Below are 23,098 nucleotides of genomic sequence, written 5' to 3'. Positions count from 1 at the left end.
ACATTTATGCTCAAATATACTACATCGTGTCTACTTTGCAAGACGATCAGGCTGGAGCCCCGACCTCAAACGTGTCGCTCTCGCCCGGTACCAGTTCCAGCGGCCAGATGATGTTGCGGCCGCCATCCGGATAGGAGGCGCGATAGGCCGGCATGCTGGCGAGAAGCGTCTGGCCGATCGCGATGCCGAGATCATGGAGCGACATGCGGAAGCAGCTGAGCGAGGGCTGCAGGAAGCGTGCGCGCGGGGCATCGCGGAAACCTATAACCGCGAGGTCGCGACCGGGGAGGACACCCGACTCCATCAGCCGTCGGTAGAGGCCGATCGCCATGATCTCGTAGATCAAGATGACTGCGGTCGGCCGGTCTTCAAGCTGCAGCAGTTCATGCGCTGCGTGGTAGCCGCCTTGTTCACTCGACTTGACGCGAATGACCAGCAAGGGATCGAAACGGACGCCGTGACGTTCGAGCGCACGGCGATAGCTGTCTACAAAGAGGTAGCCGAGATTGGCCTCGGTCGACGGCGCCGTGATGGCGATCCGGCGATGGCCGTGCGCAACCAGCCGTTCGACAGCACGTTCGGCGACGCCCTCGAAATCGAGATCGACCCAGGGAAACTTGCCGGGCGAAAGGCTGCGGCCGACAGCAACGAAGGGAATCTTCGCGCGCGAGAGAAGATCGATGCGCCGATCGATTCGCTGCGTGTTGGAGATGATCATCGCATCGACGACACGTCGCGCCACCATGCGCTTCAGATATTCGCGCGGGTCCTCATCGGCCGGGCAGGGGAGCATCAGGAGGTCGAGCTTATGGCGGGCAAAGCAATGCTGCAGCCCGCTGGTAACCCCAAGGAAAAAGTTGTCGGCATTTTCGACCACTTCCTGGCTGGATTCAATCATCAAGCCGATGACCTTCGTTTCTCCCTGTCGAAGGCTCCGTCCCGACTGATTGGCGACGTAGCCGAGGTCTTCGGCCGCCGCCAGCACGCGCCGGCGGGTTTCCTCGTTCACGTCAGGTTTGTTGTTCAGCGCGCGGGAGACCGTGCCGATCGAGATATTTAGGTGTTCGGCAAGCTGGCGGATGCCTCTCGCTGCTGGCGCTTTTCCTCTGCTCCGCATTTTCGCTTTTTGCCTCTATTGACAGCATAAAATGTTTTCGCCTACAGTCGTAAACGTTTACGGGATGCGTGTCACCAGGAGAGTTGGGCGCCATTCCCTCGGAGGAAATCGTGAAATTCAGTGCCATTCTGTGCGGGTGCGGAGCTATGTCCAAAGGTTGGTTGCGCGCCATCGCGTCCAATCCACAACTCGCCGAGTCCATCACCATCGTCGGCCTCGTCGACCTGAACCGGGAGACGGCGGAAAAGCTCGCGGCCGAGTTCGGCCTGGAAGGCGCTGTCATCGGCTCTGACCTGTCCGAAGTTATTGCTGTCACGAGGGCCGATCTCGTCTTCGACATCGTCATTCCGTCCGCCCGGTACGATGTCGTTTCGATCGCACTCAAGGCCGGCTGCCACGTACTCAGCGAAAAGCCGATGGCGGCCTCGCTCGACGAAGGCGCTGCGCTGATCAATCTCGCCGCAGAGACCGGCCGTATCCATGCCGTCATCCAGAACCGACGCTTCATACCGGGCGTCAGGCGCCTGCGCCGTTTCGTGGACAGCGGTGCGATCGGCGAGCTTACCGCCATTCACTGCGACTTCTTCCTCGCGCCGCATTTCGGCGGCTTCCGCGAGGAGATGGACAGTGTGCTGCTGCTCGACATGGCGATCCATACCTTCGATGCGGCGCGCTACGTCGCGGACAAGAAGCCGCTCGCCGTCTATTGCGTCGAGCGCAACCCGAAGGGTTCCTGGTATCGGCATGGCGCCTCGGCAAACGCGATCTTCGAATTTTCCGATGATATCGTTTTCACCTATCGCGGCTCCTGGTGCGCCGAAGGCGAGCGCACCAGCTGGGAAAGCCGATGGCGTCTCGTCGGCTCGAAGGGAATGCTGACCTGGGACGGCGAAGAGAATTTCGAGGCAGCCGTCGCCGGCGAAGAACCCGGTCTCCTGCGCGGCTTTGTTTCCGTAAACGTTTCCGGTCCGGAACATGATGAGGAAACCCACGGCCATGCCAGCGTCATCGCCGATTTCATCGCCGCGATCCGCACCGGCAAGCAGCCCGAGACCGTCAATTCCGACAATATCAGAAGCCTTGCGATGGTCTTCGGAGCTATCGAAAGCGCCAAGACAGGCCGGCGCATCGAAATTTCAGCATAGGATGAAGTGACGTGAGCAACCCTGCAAAATCCATTCGCATCGGCACCATGGTCAGCGGCAACAAGGGTGATGCCGCCGCGCGCATCAGTCAGATTGCCGACCTGGGCTTCGAAAGCTTCGAGCCCTTTTTCTGGCAGACGACGAAGGGACAGAACCTCGCCGAGCTCGGCAAGCGCTGCCTCGATGCGATCGGCGACCGCGACATCACCATTTCGACGCTCGGCATGTTCGGCAATCCGCTGGAAGAGGACGCGATCGACCGGGAGACGTTGCAGGGCTGGAAGGACTGCATCGACAACGCCCATCATTTCGGCGCCACCTGCGTCGCCGGCTTCACCGGACGCATTCGCGGCAAGCCGCTGACCGACAGTCTGCCGCGCTACAAAGAGATCTGGAGCGAACTCGCCAAGCGCGCCGCCGACAAAGGCGTCAAGATCGCCTTCGAGAATTGTGCCATGGATGGCAATTGGGCGAGTGGCGACTGGAACATCGCTCACAACCCGGATGCCTGGGAATTGATCTTCAACGAGACGCCGGATGATCATATCGGGCTGGAATGGGAACCCTGCCATCAGATGGTCTATCTGATCGATCCCATGCCGCAGATCCGCAAATGGGCGCACAAGTTTTTCCACGTCCACGGCAAAGACGCGACCATCCGCTGGGAGGTCATCAAGGAACACGGCATCTTCGGCAAGGAAAAGTTCGTCTTCATGCGCACGCCGGGCTTCGGCGACAGCAACTGGACCGACATCATTTCCGAGCTGCGCCTTGCCGGCTGGTCCGGCTCGATTGACATCGAAGGCTGGCACGACCCGGTCTATCGCGACGAACTTGAGATGACTGGCCAGGTTCACGGGCTCAACTATCTAAAGAAATGCCGGGGCGGAGATTTCATTGTTGATCCCTGATCAACCGCCTAAAATGGAGCGCTGCCGGGCTGGGAGGCCGGGGCGGGGCGCCATGACTGACTAACTGGTCTTTTCGCGGCGCAGCCGCTTTTTTGGGAGGAAGGCATGAAAAGAATTGCAACACTTGCGCTAGCACTCGGTACGGCGATGCTGATGACATCGATCGGCCATGCCGAACAGAAGACCTTCAAGATCTGGTGGTTCGAGGAGCCGACCACGGCTCAGGGCATTGTCTGGAAGAAGGCGCTCGAGGAGTTCAAGGCGAAACATCCTGATATCAACGTCAGCTTTGAGCAGAAGACCTTTCAGCAGTTGCAGGCCTCAGGTGGCATGATCCTCAATTCCGATCAGGCCCCCGACGTGCTCGAGTACAATAAGGGCAATGCGACCGCTGGCTTGGTTGCAAGCCAGGGATTGCTGACCAATCTGGATGACTATGTGAAGAAGGAGGGCTGGGACAAGATCCTTAACGAAGGCGATTTTGTCCTGAGCCGTTATGACGAAAAGGGCATCTATGGCTCCGGCCCTGTTTGGGGCGTCTCTGTCTTCGGCGAATATGTTTCGTGCTTCTACAATATTGACATGTTCGAAAAGGCAGGCCTCAAGCCGCCGACGACGCTTGAAGAGTGGGTCGCTGACTTGGAAGCCTTCAAGCAGAAAGGTATCACGCCTCTCGCGCTCGGTGCCATCGACACCAGTGGCCAGCACTTGCTTGCCTCTCTCGCCTACACCAAGGCCGATGACGCCTGGATCCAGAATTATCAGGGTTTAAAGGCTCCTCTCGACGGCGCGCCTTACCTCTATGCGGCGCAGACATTGGTCGACTGGGTTAGCAAGGGCTACATCAGCAAGGACTCCACGGGCATGAAGGACCCGGACGCTGCTTTGCTGTTTACCTCCGGCAAGGCACCGATGTACGTCTCGGGCACGTGGAATCTCGGCACCTTTGCCTCGACGATCAAGGACTTCAAGTGGGGTCAGTTCGTGATTCCGACGCCGAAATATTCTGTCGGCTCGACAGGCAATCTCTGGGTCGTTCCCAAGAGCAGCAAGAATCCCGACCTCGCCGCCGAGTGGATCAGCCTGACCTTGTCGCCGAAGTACCAAGCTGAACTCGGCAATGCGGGCGGCGTCCCGATCGCCGCTGATCTTTCCGCCATCACCAATCCCATCGGCAAGAACGCCGCAGCGGTTTTCAAGCAGATCTCTGACAAAAACGGCCTCGGCTTCTATCCTGACTGGCCGGTCCCCGGCTACTACGACGTGCTCAATCAGAAAGACACCGGCCTCTTCCAGGGCAGTCTGACTGCGGAGCAGTTCGTCGAAGAGATCAAGCAGGTCTACGACGACGCGCAGGAGAACCAGTAGCGCGACCTTGAACGCTGGGCTGCGCTCCGGCGCAGCCCATTGTGGTAGGCTGAAGGAAGAATGACATGGCCATATCCAGCCAGCGATCGACCGACGGGTCACAAAGCTATAGCCTCTACCTCATCCCGGGGGTGATCGGCTTCATTCTGATCGTGCTCATACCGCAGCTTGCTAATATCGGGCTGAGCTTCACGGCATGGAAAGGCGTTGGCACGCCGCGACCGGTCGGCCTGCAGAATTATCATCGCCTACTTGCGGACGATCAATTCTGGGGATCGATGTATCACACGCTGCTGTTCATCGTCTCGATGACCGTGATACCCGTGTGCATCGGCCTGGTCCTGGCCGCTCTGCTGTTCGACTATGTCAGGGACCAATTCGGGGAATGGGTCTCAAGCTTCTTCAGGGCCGGTTTTTACTTGCCGCAGATCCTGCCAGTAACGGTCGCGGGCGTGCTCTGGGGCTGGATTCTCAACCCAGTCGGTGTCATCAACATCACGCTAAAGGCCATCGGCCTTGATAATCTTGCCCAGAACTGGATCGGCGATGCGACATACGCGCTTGCTGCCGTCTCGCTCGTTATTGTCTGGATACAGGTCGGTTATTGCCTGGTGGTTTTCATGGCCGGTCTTTCGCGCATCGACCCGTCTCTCTACGAGGCTGCCGACCTCGACGGGGCAAACTGGTGGAGCCGGCTGGTGACACTCACGATCCCACTCCTGGCGCCGGAGATTTTCGTCGTCGTGCTGACCACGTTGATCGCAGCACTTAAAGTCTTTGCGCCAATTTTTGTCATCACCGCCGGCGGCCCCGACAACTCCACGCTCGTGCCATCCTATCTGACCTACTACCACTTCTTCACAACACAACGCGTCGGCTATGCTGCAGCTATCGCGGTCGTGCAGACGACTCTGACGATCGCTTTGGCTGTGATTTTCCTACGCTTCCAGAGCCGGCAGGAGTCGAAGGGGTAGATCATGGCTTACTCAGTTCTCAGCGATGGTAAGACCAAGGCAAAGGCGACGGCGGCAGCCGATGGTGCGCGACGCGACCCCATGCGGTGGGTGGTGCTGGCCATCCTCATTCTACTTCTCGCCTTTACACTCTTTCCCTTTTTCCTTGCTCTGCTCAATGCCTTCAAGGCGAGCGCCGAATACGCAGTCGGCGGACCGCTTTCGATTCCTCGGTCGATCGATCTCACGGCGATCGAGAAATTCTGGACGGTGTCGGATTTCAGCCGCAAGCTGCTCAACAGTGTGGTGATCAGTCTCGCTGTTTCGGTATTAGGGGTACTGATAAGCCTGTTCAACGCCTATGCGATTGGAGTCGGCAAGGTGCCGGGGTCGCGCGTGATTTTGGTGGTCTTTCTTCTCGGCATCATGGTGCCGCAGGAGTCTATCATTTACCCGCTTTACTACATGGCGAAAGCGAGCGGCCTCTACGATACACAGCTTTCCGTGATCATCATTTTTGCGGTCCTGCAAAGCGCTTTTGGGACTTACCTGCTCTCGACCGTGCTGAGTACCTTTCCCAAGGAAATCCTTGAAGCGGCGGAGATGGATGGCTCGACCCACTGGAAGACGCTTTGGTTCGTAGTCGTCCCGGTGCTGAGACCTACGCTCATGGTCCTCGGAACCTTCTTTTTCATCTGGACCTGGAACGAATTCTTGATCCCGCTCGTCATGCTGGTGTCCAACAACAACCAGACGGTCTCGGTTGCCATGGGCCTTACCCGCGGACAGAACATGTCGGACCCGGTGCTGCAGGCCTCGGCCGCTTTCCTGGGTATAATACCGACCGTGATCTTCTTCTTGATCTTCCAGCGTACCCTAACACGCGGCATCGCCGCCGGAGCGGTCAAGTGACCACGTTTTTCACCCTTGACCATCTCATCGGTCCCGTTTGGGGGCCAGCAAGGTTTTCGGTATGAGCCAGGACATCCAAATCGAACTCTCGGGCGTCGAGAAGCACTACGGCGCTTTTCACGCGCTTAAGAACGTCAACCTTTCAATTCCCAAGGGCACGTTCGTGGCGCTGGTCGGCCCGTCCGGATGCGGTAAGTCCACGTTGCTCCGTTCGCTCGCCGGGCTGGAAAAAATCACCGGCGGTACGCTGAAGATTGCCGGCAAGGTGATGAACGACGTGCCGCCGCGGTCACGCGATATAGCCATGGTTTTTCAGAGTTACGCCCTCTATCCACATATGACGGTAGAACAGAATCTGACCTATTCACTGAAAATGCACGGCGTCCCTAAGGCCGAAGCAAAAAAGAAAGCCGAGGAAGTCGCTGTTATCACCGGTCTTTCCCGGCTGCTCGACCGTTATCCGCGCCAGCTTTCCGGGGGCCAACGGCAGCGCGTCGCCATGGGCCGCGCCATTATCCGCAATCCCCAAGCCTTCCTGTTCGACGAGCCGCTTTCCAACCTTGATGCTGCGCTGCGTGTCTCGATGCGCAAGGAAATCCGCGCCCTGCACGACCGGCTGGGCGCAACCTTCGTTTACGTCACGCACGATCAGGTCGAAGCGATGACCATGGCCGACCACGTGGTAGTGATGCGCGACGGCATCATCGAACAGCAGGGCGCGCCGCTTGACCTATACGACCGTCCGGCCAACCGCTTCGTCGCCGGCTTCATCGGCTCGCCGGCGATGAATTTCATTCCCGCCATCGCTGCCGAAGACGGCAAGAGCCTTGTATTGGATTTCGGAGCGGTGAAGCAGAGGCTTGCGATAGCACGCGTGGTCGAACCTGGACGTAAGCTCGTCGCCGGCATCCGGCCGGAGCATATCGAGGTGGTCGCGCCCGGCCAGGGCAGCTTCGACGTGCCGATCGCCTTTGTCGAGTCGACAGGCTCCTCGACCTTCATCGTCGCAGCGACGCAGCCGGAACTGACGATCGTCGAGACGCGGCGCGACAAGGTCAGACCAGGAGAGATGATCGGACTTTCTGTCGAGCCGGTCCAGGTCCATCTCTTTGACGCATCGACCGAGCGCCTGATATAAGACCCGTCAGGCGCGGACAGCTTCAAAAAACCCTCACCGGTCTCTGCGAAGGGAGTGGCTCCGCACGATTCACTTCGTTCATATCTGCAGCATCCGGATTTTCTTCATGGCATCCTCCCCGACATCAGCGCGCCTTTCCCCGAACGCGTCGCCCCGCCTCATCGTGCTTGCCGAAACGGTGTTGAAGGCGGGCGAGACGGCCCGAGCCTCCCTACGGCGGCGGACATCCGGGGAAATGCTGGCCAAGGCGCCCCGCGATTACCAGACCGAGATCGATGTAGCGGTCGAGCGTATCATCGTCGAGGAGCTGACGAAGGCCTTCCCCGATTATGCCATCCAGGGCGAGGAGGCTGTCGGCAACCGCACGGCCGGGCCGGAGACGCCGATCATCTACATCGACCCGATCGACGGCACGACCAATTACGCCTGGGGCCTCCCGCATTTCGGTATCACGATCTCGATCGCCGAAGGCAGCAGGCAGGTGGTCGGCGTCGTCTATGATGCCATGCAGGACGAGCTCTTCAGCGCCGAGATCGGCGGCGGCGCCTATCTCAATGGCGAGCGCATCCGTTGCGCCGATGTCGGCGACATCGAGAACGTGCTGATCGGCGCCGGCCTGCCCATCCCGGGCCAGGTCAAGGCGGTGGCGGAAGACACCTATTTCGAAGCCATCAAGCGCCTTATGGCGAATACGGCAGGCGTGCGTCGCCTGGGCTCGGCAGCGCTGTCGATCGCCTATGTCGCCTGCGGCCGGCTGGACGGCTTCTTCGAGGACGGCCTCTCGATCCATGATTTCGGCGCTTCGGCGCTGATGGTCGAAGAGGCCGGCGGCATAGTCACGCGTTTTTCCGGCGCGACAGTCGACGGCGCTGGAGACATCCTAGCCGCCAGCAGGGCGCTGCATCCCTGGCTCAGGGAGGGTTTCCGGATTAGGACATAGCCGCCGCCTGCAGATTTCCATCTTATGGAAATCGGCGACGTGAGACACTATCTCATGGCAAACAAGGAGACCTCCAATGACCGAAGAACGTGCAGTGCTCGCCGGCGGTTGCTTCTGGGGCATGCAGGACCTCATCCGCCGCTACAAGGGCGTGATCTCGACCCGCGTCGGTTATACCGGCGGCGATGTGCCGAATGCCACTTACCGCAACCACGGGACCCATGCCGAGGCGATCGAGATCATCTTCGACCCCGCCCGGATCAACTACCGCGAAATCCTCGAATTCTTCTTCCAGATCCACGATCCGACCACACGCAACCGCCAGGGCAACGACGTCGGGACGAGCTATCGCTCGGCGATTTTCTACACCAGTCCTGAGCAGGAGCGTGTCGCCCGCGATACGATCGCCGACGTCGATGCTTCGGGCCTGTGGCCCGGCAAGGTCGTCACCGAAATTGTGCCGGCCGGCGATTTCTGGGAGGCCGAACCCGAGCACCAGGATTATCTGGAGCGGATCCCGAACGGCTATACCTGCCACTTCGTCCGGCCCGGCTGGAAACTGCCGACCCGCCAGAAGATCGCCTGATACCGCTCATGGATGCCGGGAGGAACTCCGGCATTCTCATCAAACCGATGATCGAAGCTCACGCGAAGCAGAGTCAGTGTCATGGCGTTCGATCGTGCCGATTTTTACGATGCAGAATTGGCGCGCCATAACCGGCACCTTCGGGATGCTGCCGATGTCGGCGCGGATGACCGGGTGCTCGATATCGGCTGCGGTGCGGGCAGACGACGCGTGAAGCCGCCCGCGCCGCGTCTCAAGGAGAAGCGGTCGGTGTGGATATTTCCGTAGAAATGCTCCAGATCGCAAGGCGACGGAGCGCTGCGGAGGGTTTGCGAAATGTGATGTTCGAGCAGGCAGACGCGCAATTCCACGCCTTTCCGGCTGCCAGTTTCGACCTCTGCATCAGCCGGTTCGGCGTGATGTTTTTTGCCGATCCGGCAGCCGCCTTTGCCAACATCGGTCGGGCGATGCGTCCGGGCGCGCGCCTTGTGTGGATGGTGTGGCAAAGCGCGGAGCGCAACGAGTGGTCCGGCGCCATCCGCCGAGCCTTGGCGGCCCCGATTGCGGTTTCTACGGATACTCCGGATCCCTTTTCGCTCAGTGATCCCGCTGTTGCTACCGACCTTATGCGCGCAGCAGGCTTTGCCTCGATTGACTTTATCGACGTGCGAGAGCCGGTCTTCTATGGACCAGATGTCAATGCGGCGTCTGATGCGCTCGCCGGCCTTTATCTTGTGAAGGACGCGCTTGCGCATACCGGTGAACCGCCTGGCAAAGCGCTGCAGCGACTGCGCGATTTGCTCGAGGCGCATATGACGCCGGAGGGGGTGTTCTTCGACTCCCGCGCCTGGATCATCACAGCTCGCCGAGCAGGCGTCGATACGTCTCAATAGCGCGGTGCGTAATCCAGGCCGCCGTCGATCCGGGCCGGGCGCCCATCCAGGAAAAGCTCGCCGATGCGCGGCGCCGAGCGGGCGACGACCTTGCCGCGGCGGATCACCGTCAGCCGGTTCGGCTTCAGTCGCAGCGCTTCCAGCGGGTCGCTCGCCTGCAGGATGACGAGGTCGGCGTTGCATCCCGTCTCCAGACCGTAACCTTCCAAGCCCATCGTCTTCGCCGAGTTGACGGTCAACGCGTCGAAGATCTTCCTCTTGTCGTCGATGCCGGCCATCTGCGCGACATGGATCGCCATGTGGCCAACCTCGAGCATGTCGCCCGATCCCATCGAATACCACGGGTCCATAACGCAATCGTGCCCGAAGGAGACGTTGAGCCCGGCATCCATCAACTCACGCACGCGGGTCATGCCGCGGCGTTTCGGATAAGTATCGTGCCGGCCCTGCAGCATGATGTTGATCAGTGGATTGGGGATGACGTTGATTTCAGCCTCCGCCATCAGCGGGATAAGCTTGGAGACATAGTAATTGTCCATCGAATGCATCGAGGTCAGATGCGAGCCGGCGACACGTCCCTGCAGGCCGAAGCGGATGGTTTCAGCCGCCAGCGTTTCGATATGGCGCGACAGCGGATCGTCGGTTTCGTCGCAATGCATGTCGACGGGCAGGCCGCGATCGGCGGCGATGCGGCAGAGCGCCTCGACCGAGGTCGTCCCTTCGCCCATCGTCCGTTCGAAGTGCGGTATGCCGCCGACGATGTCGACGCCCATGTCGAGGGCGCGGTTGAGTGCGTCGATTGCACCCGGCGAGCGGTAATAGCCGTCCTGCGGAAAGGCGACCAGTTGCAGGTCGATATAGGGCGCGACCCTTTCGCGGACCTCGATCATCGCCTCGACGGTCACCAGCCTGGGATCGCTGGTATCGACATGGCTGCGGATGAAGAGCAGGCCTTGCGTCACGGCCAGATCGCAATAGCGCAGGGCACGATCGACCAGCTCTTCCCTCGTCACGATCGGACGCAGCTCGCCCCACAGCGCGATGCCTTCGAGCAGGGTACCGGAGACGTTCATGCGCGGCAGGCCGAGCGACAGGGTAGCGTCCATATGAAAATGAGGATCGACGAAAGGCGGGCTGACCAGCCTGCCGGTGGCGTCGATTTCTTCGCCCGCCTGAGCTTTGAGATTACGCTCGACGGCAGCGATCCTGCCGCCCTGAATGCCGATGTCGATGCCGCTGCGGCCATCGGGAAGATTTGCGTTTCGGACGATCAGATCGAACATCGGAGCCTCGTTGGATGTGGTGGTTTTAGCGCTCGCCGCGGCGATAGGGCTGCATCAGCGCCTGCGGAACGCGGGCGCGGCGGGCCATCACGGCAAGCGCGGCAATGGAGAGGATATAGGGCGTCATCAGGAAGAGCTGATAAGGCACGAGCCCGCTCAGCACGGTTTGCAGCCGAAGCTGAAAGGCATCGAAGAAGGCGAAGAGCAGGGCGCCGAAAAGCGCGCGGCCCGGGCGCCAGGAGGCGAACACGACGAGCGCGATGCAGATCCATCCGCGCCCCTGCACCATGGTCGGGAAGAAACTGTTGAACGCCGACAAGGTCAGGAAGGCGCCGCCCATTCCCATCAGCGCGCTGCCGGCGATGACCGCGCCGTAACGCACCTTCATCGGATTGACGCCCTGGGCTTCCGCCGCATGCGGGTTCTCACCGGTCATGCGGATCGCAAGCCCCACGGGCGTGCGGAAGATGATATAGCCCATCAAGAGCGCGATCACGATCGCAAGATAGGTCGGCGCGGTTTGGGTGAAGAAGGCGGGGCCGATGAAGGGTAGCGTCGAGAGGCCGGGAATGGCGATCGGCTGGAACGGCGCGATGGTCGGCGGAGTGTTGGCAAGCGGCACGATCAACCGGAAGACATAATAGCTGAAACTTGACGCAAAGAGCGTGACGCCGAGGCCGGAGACATGCTGCGAGAGGCCGAGCGTCACCGTCAGCCCCGCATGCAGCAGGCCGAAGACGCCGCCGGCTATCGCGGCAATCAGCAGGCCGGTCCAGAGATCGGCGCCATGATAGACGGATAGCCAGCCGATCATCGCCCCAAAGGTCATGATGCCTTCGATGCCGAGATTGAGCACGCCGGCCCGTTCGCACAGCAAGGCGCCGAGCGTGCCGAAGATCAGCGGCGTGGCGATCCGCAGGATCGCCGCCCAGATGCCGGCGGAGGCGATAATGTCGAACAATTGCGTCATCGCCGGATCCTGTACTGGGTGAAGAACAACGCGATCAGCATCGTCAACAGCGACAGCGCCACCGTCACATCGGCGATATAGGTCGGAATGCCGAGGCCGCGGCTCATGCCGTCGGCGCCCACGAACATGGTGGCGGTGAAAATAGCTGCGAAGACGACGCCGAGCGGATTGAGGTTGGCGAGCATGGCGACGACGATGCCGGCATAGCCGAAACCGGGCGACAGATCGGTCGTCACGTAACCCTTGACGCCCATCACCTCGATCGCGCCGGCGAGCCCCGCCAGCCCGCCGGAGAGACAGGCGACCTTCACCAGCGTTCTGCCGAGCGGCACGCCTGCGAAGACCGCGCCGGCAGGATTGAGGCCCGCAGCGCGGGACTGCATGCCGAAGACGGTGCGGGACTGGACGAAATGGACGACGACGGCAAGAGCGATCGCGATCGCAAAGCCGATATGCAGGCGCGATCGGGCGAGCAGTTTCGGCAGCATGGCGTGATCGCTGACGGATTGCGATTGCGGCCATCCGAAGGCGAGCGGATCCTTGAGAACGCCGTCGATCAACATCGAGACGAAAAGCACGGCGATGAAGTTCAGGAGCAGGCTGGTGACGACCTCATCGACGGAAAAGCGCAGCCTGAGCCACAGCGGAACCAGGATCAGCACCATGCCGGCGGTGGCGCCGATCAGCAGCAGGAGCGGGATGAGGATGGGCGCGGGGAGATTGCCAAGCAGCTTCGAACTCGCCGCAGCGACGGCGATGGCGCCGAGGTAGAACTGGCCCTCGGCGCCGATATTCCATAGCCGCGCCCGAAAGGCGACGGCGGCCGCAAGCCCGGTCAACATCAGCGGCGTTGCCCGCGTCAGTGTTTCGGTCGCCGAAAGCCGCGAGCCGAAGGCGCCGGTCAGGATGCGCCAATAGGCATCGAGAACGGGCGCGCCGGCAATCGCGATCAGGATGCCCGCCAGAGCCAGCGCTGCGATGACCGCAACGACAGGCGTGAATATCAGCAGGGAAAGCGGGCGGTGCTCGCGGCGCTCAAATCGCATGGCCGGCCCCTGGAGTTTCCTGCCATTCACCGGCCATCATCAGCCCCAGCCCGCGGGCGTCGGCGTCTTCAGCCTCGACCGGCGGCGACAGGCGGCCGCCGACGATCGCCTGTATGCGGTCTGCAAGTGCGATCACCTCGTCGAGATCCTCCGAGATCAGCAGCACGGCGGTTCCCTGCCGGCGGGCTTCGAGCAGGCGTGCGTGCACGGCGGCGACTGCACCTTCGTCGAGGCCGCGGGCAGGCTGCGCGGCAATCAGGATACGCGGCCGTCGATACAGGCTGCGCCCGAGAATGAGCTTTTGCATATTGCCGCCGGAAAGCAGCCGGGTGCGGATGGCCGGGCCGCCGCCGCGAACGTCGAATCCGTCAATGATCTCCCTGGCGAAGGCCATGCCGGCCTTGCGGTTGACGAGACCACGGCGCGAAAAGGCCGGCGAGGTGATCCGCTCCAGCACGGCGTTTTCCCAGATCGCCATTTCGCCGATCACACCCTCGTGGTTGCGATCCTCGGGAATGCGGCCGATGCCGGCTTCGACGATATCGGCGACACCGAGATTGCCGATGGTTTCCCCGAACAGCTTGAGCTCGCCGGCGCTGCGCGCCAGCGTACCCGACAGAACATGCGCCAACGCCGCTTGGCCATTGCCGGAAACGCCGATAATGCCGAGGACCTCTCCCTGATGCAGCCGAAAGCTGATCGATTTCAGCCGGTCGACCCCGCCCGTGCGCACCGTTACACCGTCCGCTTCGAGGACAACGGCGCCGGGTGTCGATGGTTCGCGCACGGGCCGTGTCACGCGGCGTCCGACCATCAATTCGGCAAGCTCCACCTTGCTGGTGTCCGATGCCCTGCGTTCGGCGACCATCTTGCCTCCGCGCAAGACGACGATGCGATCGGCCGCCGCGATGACCTCATCGAGCTTGTGCGAAATGAAGATCAACGACAGGCCCTGGCGGGCCATCTCCTTCAGCGTCGTGAACAGTCGCTCGGCCTCGATGTTGGTCAGCACCGCCGTCGGCTCGTCGAGGATCAGGATGCGGGCGTCGTTGTAGAGTGCCTTGAGGATTTCCACCCGCTGCTGCTCGCCGACCGACAGATCGCCAAGGCGGGCTTCGGGATCGACGGTGAGGCCGAAGCGTTCGGAAATCGCCAGGAGCTTCTTGCGCGCCGCCGATGTTGCCGACCGCCAGGACCACAGTTTTTCAGTGCCGGTCATGACATTTTCGATGACCGTCAGATTGGGGGCGAGCGAAAAATGCTGGTGCACCATGCCGACACCGGCGCGGATCGCCGCGCGTGGCTTTCCCTGCGGCACCTCCGCGCCCTCGATCAGAATTCGCCCGGTCTCCGGCATGTAATGGCCGAAAAGGATGCTCATCAGCGTCGTCTTGCCGGCACCATTCTCGCCGAGCAGGGCCACGATCTCGCCCCTCGCGAGCGTCATGGAAATATCGTCATTGGCGAGATTGTCGCCGAAGCGTTTGCTGACACTGATAATTTCCAGAACAGGCCCGGTCATGTCGCCAATCCTGCGACCGGAAAACGGTGCTGCCATCGCGCCTCGGCCTCCAGGCGTGCCGCCAGCGACAGGAGGCGTGGCTCCTGGCCCATCGACGCTATGAGTTGCACCGGCAGCGGCATGGCGTGCTCATCCTGTCCGAAAGGGAGCGTCAAAGCAGGGAAACCTGAGATATTGGCCAGACAGGCAAGCGGCGCAAATGCCGCCATGCGTTCGAGATGCAGATCAGTGTCGGCATGATCGGACGGAAAGGAGCCGATCGCAAGGGGCGCTGAGGCAAGCATCGGCATCAGGATGCAATCGATCCCGTCGAACAATGACCAGAGACGATGGCTGACCAGGACGGCATCGCTCAGCGTATTCCAGAGCATGGTGGCCGACACCGCCCGCCCGCGGGCCGCGAAGGCCTGCGTAAGAGGCTCGGCTCTGCTTTCCTCAAGACCCGCTGCCTCGATGAGTGCGGAAAGGTTGACGGAAACGATATCGGCAAAGGCGCGGCCGCTGGCGGCGACGCTCCATTCGAAATCGGCCCACGCCAAAGGAACGATGACGTGTCCGTCGCTCTCCAGCATGCGCGCCGCGTCTTCGACGGCGGCAAGCCGGCTAGCCTCGGTCGAATAGGTCGGCCCGGTATCGGTCAGCAGGCCGATCCGCAGACGGCCGTTGTCGATATCGGTGGGGGCGGGATCCGGAACGGGTCCGCGGGAATTGCCGCTCAACCGGTCGAAAATCAGCGCCGTATCCCGCACCGAGCGACAGACCGCCAGTTCGCTGGCAATACCGCCGAGGTGGTTGCCGAAGGATGGACCGCCGGGAATGGCGCCGCGGGTCGGCTTCAGTCCGACGAGGCCGCAGCAGGCGGCGGGCACACGGATCGAGCCGCCGGCGTCGGTGGCATGGGCAATTGCGACGATCCCGGCCGCAACCGCTGCCGCCGCACCGCCGGAGGAGCCGCCGGCGGTGCGGGCCGGATCGAGCGGATTGCGGCAGATAGGCCCGATCGCCGGTTCGCTGGCGAGCGAAAGACCGAATTCCGGGCTCGTCGTCAGGCCGAACAGGCAGAAACCGGCATCGCGGAACCGGGAAGCGATATCGGAATCGGCTTCGCCGCCCTTTCTTTCGAAGAGGCGGGAACCGGCCGTGACCGGCAGCCCGGCAAAGGGACCGCCAAGATCCTTCGCCAGGGTCGGCACGCCGGCAAAGGGCCGCGCAGAGAAATGATCGGGCGCGCTCCGCCGCTCCCGGTCGCACGCATGCGCTGCGGCGAGGCCCATGGCGGCATCGAGATAGGCGATCGCGCCAAGCGGCTCATGCCGCCCAGCCATAACGATGGAGGCCTGCATCGCTTCCGCAGCGCTCAGGCTGCCGCGCCTGATCGCTGCCGCCAGTTCCGTCGCGTCGCCTTGCATGGACGAACTACTTCGGCTCATCCATCATCTTCGGAACTTCGAAGGTGCCGGCCTTGATCTCCGCGCGCTTGGCTTCCATCGCGGCTTCCGCCTCGGCGGGCGCCACACCCTTGACGAAGACGATATCGCTGCCGCCTTCCTTCATCAGGCCGTAGGATGTGTAGTTCCGGCCCACCGGCTTGCCGGCGGCGACATCGGCGATCGCGGCATTCAGGATCGGACGGAAGTACCACATGGCGTTGGCGAAGACCGTATCCGGATAACGCGGCGTATAATCGATCAGCGAGCCGACCGACCTGATGCCGCGTTCCTTGGCGGCGTCGGCCGTGCCGATGCGTTCGCCGAACAGGATGTCGGCGCCGGCGTCGATCTGGGCAAGGCCAGCTTCACGGGCCTTCGGCGGATCGAAGAAAGTGCCGATGAATGCGACGAGGTGTTTTGCATCAGGGTTGACCGCCTTGACGCCGGCGGCGAAGGCGTTGATCAGCATGTTGACCTCGGGAATCGGAATGGCGCCGACTGAACCGACGATGTTCGACTTGGTCATCTTGCCCGCAAGCATGCCTGCAAGATAGGCGCCGTCGTGATTCCAGGTGCCGAAAACACCGAAATTATCGCCGGCCTGCTCGCCGCTCGAACCCAGCACGAAAGCCGTATCCGGATAATCGGCCGCCACCTGGCGGGCCTCCTTCTCCACGGCATAGGCCTCGCCGATAATCAGCTTGTTGCCCTGTTCGGCATATTCGCGCATGGCGCGGGGATAATCGGTGCCGGAGACGCCTTCGGAGAAGACATATTCGATGACGCCGTCCTTGGCCGCGTCCTGAAGGGCCTTGTGGAGACAGGAGTTCCAGGCATTTTCAACCGGCGACGCATGAATGCCGGCAACTTTCAGCGGCGCGGCAGCCTTTGCGAGCGGGGCGAAGCTGCTCACTCCGAGCGCAATGCCCGATGCGATCACTGCCCGGCGTGAAATCAACATGTCTTTGGTCATTGATTGTTCCCCTTTTTTTACCAGCTGGTTCAAAAATCATAGTAGCGCCTAAAAACGTGTCAAGCAGTGAACCGGCTCAAAAATCAGGCTAATCGGCCGCAGCAGCCTGGCTGAATGAACGAGACGTCCTAGGTCTGCATGCCCGGTGCCGCCGTGCTTCTCGAGCCGGGTCTGCAGGGCTTGGCGCGACGACTCCGGCAGGCTATGCATAGAACTATTGGGTTGGGGAAATTGAAATGGGTGAAGAAGAAGACGCCTCGCGGCGGCCGATCGCGAGCCGGTCGTCGTCCTGGGCGATCGCCCTCGTCCGTCGCCTTCTCGTGCTGTTCGTGCGGATCATGGTCGGCGCCCGAAGCGAGTGGCGGGGCTGTACGCCCGACCTTCGCCGCCGCATCTATTTCGCCAATCACAACAGCCATGTCGATACTGTTGCCGTCATGGCTGCCCTGCCGTGGCCGGTGCGACGGCTGACCCACCCGGTCGCGGCGCGCGATTACTGGGGAACGAGCGCCTTTCGGCGTTTCATTGCCGAGAAAGGACTGCGCGCCGTCCTGATAGACCGCAAGCCTCTGCCCGACAGCAACCCGCTGGAGCCGGTCGAGCGCCTGCTGGAGGAGGGGTGCTCGGTCCTGATCTTCCCGGAAGGAACGAGAAGCTCCAGCGAGGAGATCGCCCCGTTCCGCAGCGGCATCTATCGTCTTGCCTGTCGTTTCCCCGATGTCGATCTCGTGCCGATCCATCTCGACAATCTTCAGCGCATCCTGCCGAAGGGAAGCTGGCTCATCGTGCCGATCACCTGCACGGCCCGCTTCGGCAAGCCGCTGCGCGTCGAACCGGGCGAAGGGAAGGACGCATTCCTGGCCCGCGCCCGTGCAGCAGTCATCGAGTTAGCGGACGGAAAGCACATCGCATGAGCAGCTTTTTCTCCATCGTGCTTGCCGCAATCCTCGGCCTGCTTGCCGTCGCCTCCGCTACTGGTTTCATCCTTCAGCGGCGCGCGACCGAGCCCGGATCCGTCGCCACCGTGCATAACCTCAATGCCCGCATCCGCTCATGGTGGATCATGGTCGCGATATTCGGCGGTGCGATCCTGCTCGGCGACACCGCTGTGGTCGTCCTGTTCGCATTCCTGTCCTTCATGGCACTGCGCGAATTCTGGACGCTGACGCCATCGCGGCGCGGCGATCACCTGGCGCTGTTCCTGTCCTTCTTCGTTGTCCTGCCGGTGCAATATGTGCTGCTCGGGACTCTATGGTACGGCCTCTTTTCGATCTTCATCCCGGTCTATGCATTCCTAATCCTGCCGGCAGTGGCGACCCTGACGGGCGACGTAAACGAATTCCTGGCGCGCACCGCCAGGGTGCAATGGGGATTGATGCTGACGGTCTATTCGATCAGCCATGCTCCCGCGCTCCTGATGCTGGAGACCGGCACGCCGCCCGCCCTGCTGCTCGTCTATCTCGTCATCGTGGTGCAGCTCAGCGACGTCTTCCAGTATGTCTGGGGAAAGCTCCTGGGGAAACACCGCTTCTCGCCGAACATCAGCCCATCGAAGACGCTTGAAGGCCTCTTCGGTGGCGGCGCATCGGCCATACTGGTGGGAACGCTGCTCTATCGCCTGACGCCGTTCTCGCCTCTGCAGGCCGCAGCCGTCAGCACCGTCATCGTCGTCGCCGGCTTCTTCGGCGGCTTCGTGCTCTCCGCCATCAAGCGCGATCTCAACGCCAAGGACTGGGGTTATGTGATCGAGGGCCATGGCGGGGTGCTCGATCGTCTCGACTCCATCACCTTTGCCGCGCCGCTGTTCTTCCACATCGTCCGCTACTGGTTCACGACATAGACACGAGCTGCGGCCTAGTCAAAACTGTTCGAGATCCTCAAGACATTCTAACAACCGCCGCTGGACATCGCGTTCCTGCCGGGAGATGGCGGTCATCAGCTGACTCATTGTTCCCCTGATTCCATGAAGCTGATCGACCAGATCCATGACGACGTCGACGCCGGCTTCGTTGACGCCCATATTGCCCATGAGATCCAGAATTAACCGGGCGCGGGCGACATCGGCATCGCGAAACTGTCGCTTTTCGCCTGAGGTCTCAGGGATCAGCCAACCCTGTTCGACCCAGAAATCGAGCTGGACCACATCGATTTTCAAGTAAAGACGGAACTCATGATCATCCATGATCAGGCCTCCATGTTCTTCCTCGGATCGTATGGATGCGCCGCCGCCCACTCCTTCACCAGGGACGGCAGCCGTTCGTCAGGTTGGTCGGGCAACACGATCTTCAAGGTGACGTAGATGTCACCATGCCCGCCGCCGCGTTTCGGAACGCCCTTGCCCTTCAGGCGCAGGACTTTCCCCGTGTTCGAATGAGGCGGCAGCGTCAGATTGACTGGGCCGGAAGGCGTGGGGACGCGAAGCTTGCCGCCGAGCACCGCTTCGCTGAGCGAAATGGGCAGCTCGAGGCGGATGTCGTCGCCGTCGCGCGTGAAGAAACGGTGCGGGCGCACATGAATTTCGATGAGCGCATCGCCCGCCGGCCCGCCGCCGATGCCCGGTTCACCCTTGCCGCGCAACCGCAAAGTCTGGCCGTCGCGCGTTCCCGGCGGGATCCCGACCTCGAGCGCGGGGCCATCGGGGAGCTTGACCTCGGTTCTGGTGCCGTTGATGGCCTCGAGAAAATCGACCTCCATGGAGAAGCGCCGGTCCTGGCCCTGGCTGCGCGCCCGGCCGCCGCCGGTACGGCGCGAAAAGAAGCTCGCAAAAATGTCATCGGCATCGCCGAAGTCGGCAAAGCCGGCGCTGTTGCGATAGGGATTATCGGCGCCGCCGGCCGAGGCATAGTCGCGATAATAGTTGCGCTGCGCCCGCTCGGCGCCTGTCATATCGATCTCGCCGCGGTCAAAGCGTCCGCGCTTTTCTTCGTCGCTCAGAATCTCGTAGGCGGTCGAAATTTCCTTGAAACGTTCCTCGGCCTTCCTGTCGCCTGGGTTCAGGTCGGGGTGCAATTTTTTGGCAAGTTTACGGAACGCGCTTTGAATATCCTTTTGCGACGCATCCCGTTTCACGCCCAGAAGCTCATAGGGATCCTGGCTCATGCATGTCTCCGCTCAGGCAGCCAATTCTGCCGTTGATTTGGCTGTGATATAGGTTGTCAAGGCGCCGGCGGGGAGGGGAGGCCCTGAGACTCAGAAAACGGCTTCGTCTTCCTGCGGCTGATCGGGACGCCGATCGATGAGGACCGAGCATCCCGCGCGACGCAGGACCTTTTCGACGATCGAAGAAAAGACGTAGTCGGTGATATCGGTGACATGCGATGACAGCAGGATGAGATCGGCCGATTTTTCAGCGGCGGCCGATACGAGTATGGAGGCCGCAACGCCAATGCGAACCTCGATCGTTGCCGGAACACCCAGTTCCCTGCAGAGCGATACGAGCTTCTTTTCAGCCTCGGCCATCGCCGTCGTTTCGAACTCCTCCGGAAGATCCATGAGGTGGCGGTGCGGAATGTTCTCGATGACATGCAAGACGACAATGTTGCCGCCGTGGTCCAACAGCGCCGCCGCCCGACGCAGGAGGCGGATTGCCGTTTCCCGGGAACCCATGCCGATGCCGCAGATGATCGTTCGATACATTGAAACCGATATCCCGAATGCGAATAGCCGCACCGATCATACCGGCACCGGCGACCTCCGTTTTGACCGATATCAAACACAGATGCCGCAGCATCGCAACGCATGAACGGCGGTCGTCTTCGGAATGGGCTCGCGGCTGATCGTTCAGTTGGCGGCATGGCCGTCGGCAATAGTTTTACCGCGATGTCGTCAACCATCGAGATTCACATGCCGGCGCCCCACAACGAGGCGCCGGCGGCTGGCATGCGGCCGGTCCAACCGCGCTTATATCCTGGCGAAGTCCTCGACCTGCGCGCGGATGGCGACCTCGGTCGGCAGCCGCTCCATCGAACTTGCGCCGTAGAAACCGTTGCATCCCTTGCAACGGGCCAGCACGTAGGCCGCATCCGCCGGCATTGCGATCGGGCCGCCATGGCAGAGCACGATGACGTCGTCGCGCACCGATCTTGCAGCGTCCGACCATGCATTGATCTTCTCCACGCATCCGTCGAGCGTCAGCGCCGTTTCCGCGCCGATCGCGCCTCCCGTGGTCAGGCCGAGGTGGCAGACGACGATATCGGCGCCGGCCTTGGTCATGGCGGCGGCGTCATCGCTGCTGAAGACATAGGGTGTCGTCAGCATATCCTTAGCGTGCGCACGGGCGACGATGTCGATTTCCAGCTCAAAGCCCATGCCGGTCTCTTCGAGATTGGCGCGGAACGTTCCGTCGATCAGCCCGACCGTCGGAAAATTCTGGATGCCGGCAAAGCCCATAGCCTTCAATTCGTCGAGGAAGTGATCGGGCAGCATGAAGGGATCGGTGCCATTGACGCCGGCAAGCACCGGCGTGTCGGGCACGACCGGCAGCACCTCGCGGCCCATTTCTTTGACGATTTCGTTGGCATTGCCGTAGGCCAACAAGCCGGCCAGCGAGCCACGCCCGGCCATGCGATAACGGCCGGAATTATAGATCACGATCAGGTCGATGCCGCCGGCCTCCTCGCTCTTGGCCGAAAGGCCCGTGCCGGCGCCGCCGCCGATGATCGGCCGGCCCTCGGCGATCTTGCGGCGAAGCTTGTTCAGAATGTCGTTTCTATCGATACGGGACAAAACTCTCTCCTCAGGCAGGGATGTCGTGGAAGCTGGCGACGAGTGCCGCGGCAAATTCTGGACTGTTGATATGGGTATCTATCTCCACGAGACGTCTGTTTGGCGCGTCGCGCCAGCCGGTCCGGATGGCGGAAAACAGCGCGGCGTCGGCTTCCGGATCGTGGAACGGCTGACCGACGGCATCGATTGCCGAAACGCCCTGAAGCGGCAGCAGGAAGCGGACCGGGCCCTGCATGAGGTTGAGCCGTTCGACGATGAAAGCGCCGATCCTGCCGTTTTCCTCCGGCGTGGTGCGCATTAGGGTCACCTGCGCATTATGGACGTGAAGCCTGCGGTCGCAGAAAGCCGCCGGCACCGTTTCCCGCGCGCCGAAATTCACCATGTCGACGGCGCCGACCGAGCCGACATAGGGCAGGCCGGTGCGGATGATTGCGCCGAAGCGATCCTCGGTCGCGGGAAAGACGCCGCCGACAAGGAGATCGGGAACCTCGGTCGTCGTCACGTCGATCACGCCCTGCAGCAGACCTGATTCGGCGAGCTTCTCCATCGATTGGCCACCGACGCCGGTCGCATGGAAGACGTAGACTTCATGGGTCTTGCCGAGCATCTCGCGGACCTGGGTCACGCAAGGCGTGGTGACGCCGAACATGGTCATGCCGATGCCCGGCCGATCATCCGTGGAGGCGGGAACGGGGTTGCGGGCCATGCCGGCCGCGGCATTGGCCGCATTCCCGATCACTCTGCGTGAAATCGCATTCAGACCGGCGATGTCGACGACCGAATACATCATGGTCAGATCATTCGGGCCGACATAGGGCGCCACATTGCCTGAGGCCACCGTCGAGACCATCAGTTTCGGCAGGCCGATCGGAAGCGCCCGCATCGCCTCGGTCACCAGCGCAGTATTGCCGGTACCGCCGAGGCCGAGCACAGCGCCGATATCGTTGCGTGATTTCAGGAAACCCGTCAGCGCCTTGGCCATGGCCGAAACCGCCGTTCCCCGGTCAGTCTGCCCGAGCACGGCCGCAGCACCATCCGGATGAAATGCCGCGACGTCGCGCGCTGGAATATCGGCGCCCGCACCCTCACCAAGCGTGCCGACATCAATCAGAACGGCCTCGGTTCCGGCTGAAAGAACCACCTCCCTGGCGTAGTTCAGTTCAGCGCCCTTGGTGTCTGAGGTGCCGACGATATAGACCTTTCCCAT

22 protein-coding genes and 1 pseudogene are annotated in these 23,098 nt (G+C 61.8%); 11 read left to right on the top strand and 12 right to left on the bottom strand.

All coding sequences use genetic code 11. The features are described from left to right. Positions 1-46 precede the first annotated feature (46 nt). The gene (locus tag PH551_RS07245; protein ID WP_285192445.1) at positions 47-1,117 is read right to left on the bottom strand and encodes a substrate-binding domain-containing protein; all 1,071 of its coding nucleotides are present in this window, start codon (positions 1,115-1,117) and stop codon (positions 47-49) included. A gap of 110 nt (positions 1,118-1,227) precedes the next feature. On the opposite strand from PH551_RS07245, the gene PH551_RS07240 reads away from it, so the two are divergent. The 9 genes and pseudogenes from PH551_RS07240 (at position 1,228) to PH551_RS07200 (ending at position 9,942) form a co-directional block, all read left to right on the top strand. After that, positions 1,228-2,262 (top strand): Gfo/Idh/MocA family protein, encoded by a 1,035-nt coding sequence (locus PH551_RS07240; RefSeq protein WP_285192444.1) that lies wholly within the window; start codon positions 1,228-1,230, stop codon positions 2,260-2,262. Positions 2,263-2,273: 11 nt separating this feature from the next. Then, on the top strand, positions 2,274-3,173 hold the full coding sequence (locus tag PH551_RS07235) for a sugar phosphate isomerase/epimerase family protein (RefSeq protein ID WP_285192443.1): 900 nt from the start codon (positions 2,274-2,276) through the stop codon (positions 3,171-3,173). A gap of 105 nt (positions 3,174-3,278) precedes the next feature. Continuing rightward, on the top strand, positions 3,279-4,541 hold the full coding sequence (locus PH551_RS07230) for an ABC transporter substrate-binding protein (protein WP_221127040.1): 1,263 nt from the start codon (positions 3,279-3,281) through the stop codon (positions 4,539-4,541). 65 nt (positions 4,542-4,606) lie between these two features. Beyond that, positions 4,607-5,515, top strand: a complete 909-nt coding sequence (locus PH551_RS07225; RefSeq protein ID WP_285192442.1) for a carbohydrate ABC transporter permease — start codon at positions 4,607-4,609, stop codon at positions 5,513-5,515. 3 nt (positions 5,516-5,518) lie between these two features. Beyond that, the gene (locus PH551_RS07220; protein ID WP_285192441.1) at positions 5,519-6,406 is read left to right on the top strand and encodes a carbohydrate ABC transporter permease; all 888 of its coding nucleotides are present in this window, start codon (positions 5,519-5,521) and stop codon (positions 6,404-6,406) included. 61 nt (positions 6,407-6,467) lie between these two features. After that, on the top strand, positions 6,468-7,544 hold the full coding sequence (locus tag PH551_RS07215) for an ABC transporter ATP-binding protein (protein ID WP_285192440.1): 1,077 nt from the start codon (positions 6,468-6,470) through the stop codon (positions 7,542-7,544). 106 nt (positions 7,545-7,650) lie between these two features. Continuing rightward, the gene (locus PH551_RS07210; protein WP_285192439.1) at positions 7,651-8,484 is read left to right on the top strand and encodes an inositol monophosphatase family protein; all 834 of its coding nucleotides are present in this window, start codon (positions 7,651-7,653) and stop codon (positions 8,482-8,484) included. A 76-nt stretch (positions 8,485-8,560) separates the two neighbouring features. Further along, the gene (msrA, locus tag PH551_RS07205; RefSeq protein WP_285192438.1) at positions 8,561-9,070 is read left to right on the top strand and encodes a peptide-methionine (S)-S-oxide reductase MsrA; all 510 of its coding nucleotides are present in this window, start codon (positions 8,561-8,563) and stop codon (positions 9,068-9,070) included. 81 nt (positions 9,071-9,151) lie between these two features. Continuing rightward, positions 9,152-9,942 (top strand): annotated as a pseudogene (locus tag PH551_RS07200) (class I SAM-dependent methyltransferase). Here the strand turns inward: PH551_RS07200 and PH551_RS07195 are convergent. Genes PH551_RS07195 through PH551_RS07170 form a run of 6 tightly spaced genes read right to left on the bottom strand, consistent with a single transcriptional unit; the run spans position 9,936 to position 17,166 of the window. After that, positions 9,936-11,225, bottom strand: a complete 1,290-nt coding sequence (locus tag PH551_RS07195) for an amidohydrolase family protein (protein WP_285192437.1) — start codon at positions 11,223-11,225, stop codon at positions 9,936-9,938. The pseudogene PH551_RS07200 and the gene PH551_RS07195 sit on opposite strands and share 7 nt — an antisense overlap. Before the next feature lie 25 nt (positions 11,226-11,250). Beyond that, on the bottom strand, positions 11,251-12,195 hold the full coding sequence (locus PH551_RS07190) for an ABC transporter permease (protein ID WP_285192436.1): 945 nt from the start codon (positions 12,193-12,195) through the stop codon (positions 11,251-11,253). Next, the gene (locus tag PH551_RS07185) at positions 12,192-13,241 is read right to left on the bottom strand and encodes an ABC transporter permease (protein ID WP_285192435.1); all 1,050 of its coding nucleotides are present in this window, start codon (positions 13,239-13,241) and stop codon (positions 12,192-12,194) included. Before PH551_RS07185 ends, PH551_RS07190 begins: the two co-directional genes overlap by 4 nt. Continuing rightward, positions 13,231-14,763, bottom strand: coding sequence for an ABC transporter ATP-binding protein (locus tag PH551_RS07180; protein WP_285192434.1), 1,533 nt, complete (start codon positions 14,761-14,763; stop codon positions 13,231-13,233). Before PH551_RS07180 ends, PH551_RS07185 begins: the two co-directional genes overlap by 11 nt. After that, entirely contained in the window at positions 14,760-16,172 is a 1,413-nt protein-coding gene (locus PH551_RS07175) for an amidase (RefSeq protein ID WP_285192466.1), read from the bottom strand. The genes PH551_RS07180 and PH551_RS07175 overlap by 4 nt, the downstream gene beginning before the upstream one ends. Positions 16,173-16,179: 7 nt before the next feature. Next, positions 16,180-17,166, bottom strand: coding sequence for a BMP family protein (locus PH551_RS07170; RefSeq protein ID WP_285192433.1), 987 nt, complete (start codon positions 17,164-17,166; stop codon positions 16,180-16,182). 236 nt (positions 17,167-17,402) lie between these two features. On the opposite strand from PH551_RS07170, the gene PH551_RS07165 reads away from it, so the two are divergent. Next, entirely contained in the window at positions 17,403-18,080 is a 678-nt protein-coding gene (locus PH551_RS07165) for a lysophospholipid acyltransferase family protein (protein ID WP_245362255.1), read from the top strand. Then, positions 18,077-19,006 (top strand): phosphatidate cytidylyltransferase, encoded by a 930-nt coding sequence (locus PH551_RS07160; RefSeq protein ID WP_085781531.1) that lies wholly within the window; start codon positions 18,077-18,079, stop codon positions 19,004-19,006. Before PH551_RS07165 ends, PH551_RS07160 begins: the two co-directional genes overlap by 4 nt. 18 nt (positions 19,007-19,024) lie before the next feature. Here the strand turns inward: PH551_RS07160 and PH551_RS07155 are convergent, their stop codons facing one another. The 5 genes from PH551_RS07155 to PH551_RS07135 all read right to left on the bottom strand — a co-directional run bounded on the left by PH551_RS07155 (position 19,025) and on the right by PH551_RS07135 (position 23,098). After that, entirely contained in the window at positions 19,025-19,348 is a 324-nt protein-coding gene (locus tag PH551_RS07155; protein ID WP_085781530.1) for a chaperone modulator CbpM, read from the bottom strand. Between the two features lie 2 nt (positions 19,349-19,350). Beyond that, positions 19,351-20,265, bottom strand: coding sequence for a DnaJ C-terminal domain-containing protein (locus tag PH551_RS07150; protein ID WP_085781529.1), 915 nt, complete (start codon positions 20,263-20,265; stop codon positions 19,351-19,353). Between the two features lie 90 nt (positions 20,266-20,355). Next, complete coding sequence (locus tag PH551_RS07145) at positions 20,356-20,802, bottom strand: universal stress protein (RefSeq protein ID WP_285192432.1); 447 nt, start codon at positions 20,800-20,802, stop codon at positions 20,356-20,358. A 264-nt stretch (positions 20,803-21,066) separates the two neighbouring features. Continuing rightward, positions 21,067-21,891, bottom strand: a complete 825-nt coding sequence (locus PH551_RS07140) for a phosphoenolpyruvate hydrolase family protein (protein WP_285192431.1) — start codon at positions 21,889-21,891, stop codon at positions 21,067-21,069. A 10-nt stretch (positions 21,892-21,901) separates the two neighbouring features. Next, complete coding sequence (locus PH551_RS07135) at positions 21,902-23,098, bottom strand: Tm-1-like ATP-binding domain-containing protein (protein WP_285192430.1); 1,197 nt, start codon at positions 23,096-23,098, stop codon at positions 21,902-21,904.

This window comes from Rhizobium atlanticum (assembly GCF_030182485.1).
Classification (GTDB): Bacteria; Pseudomonadota; Alphaproteobacteria; order Rhizobiales; family Rhizobiaceae; genus Rhizobium.
The sequence above is the reverse complement of the archived record's forward strand: the minus strand, read 5'-3'. Positions and strand labels throughout refer to the sequence as shown.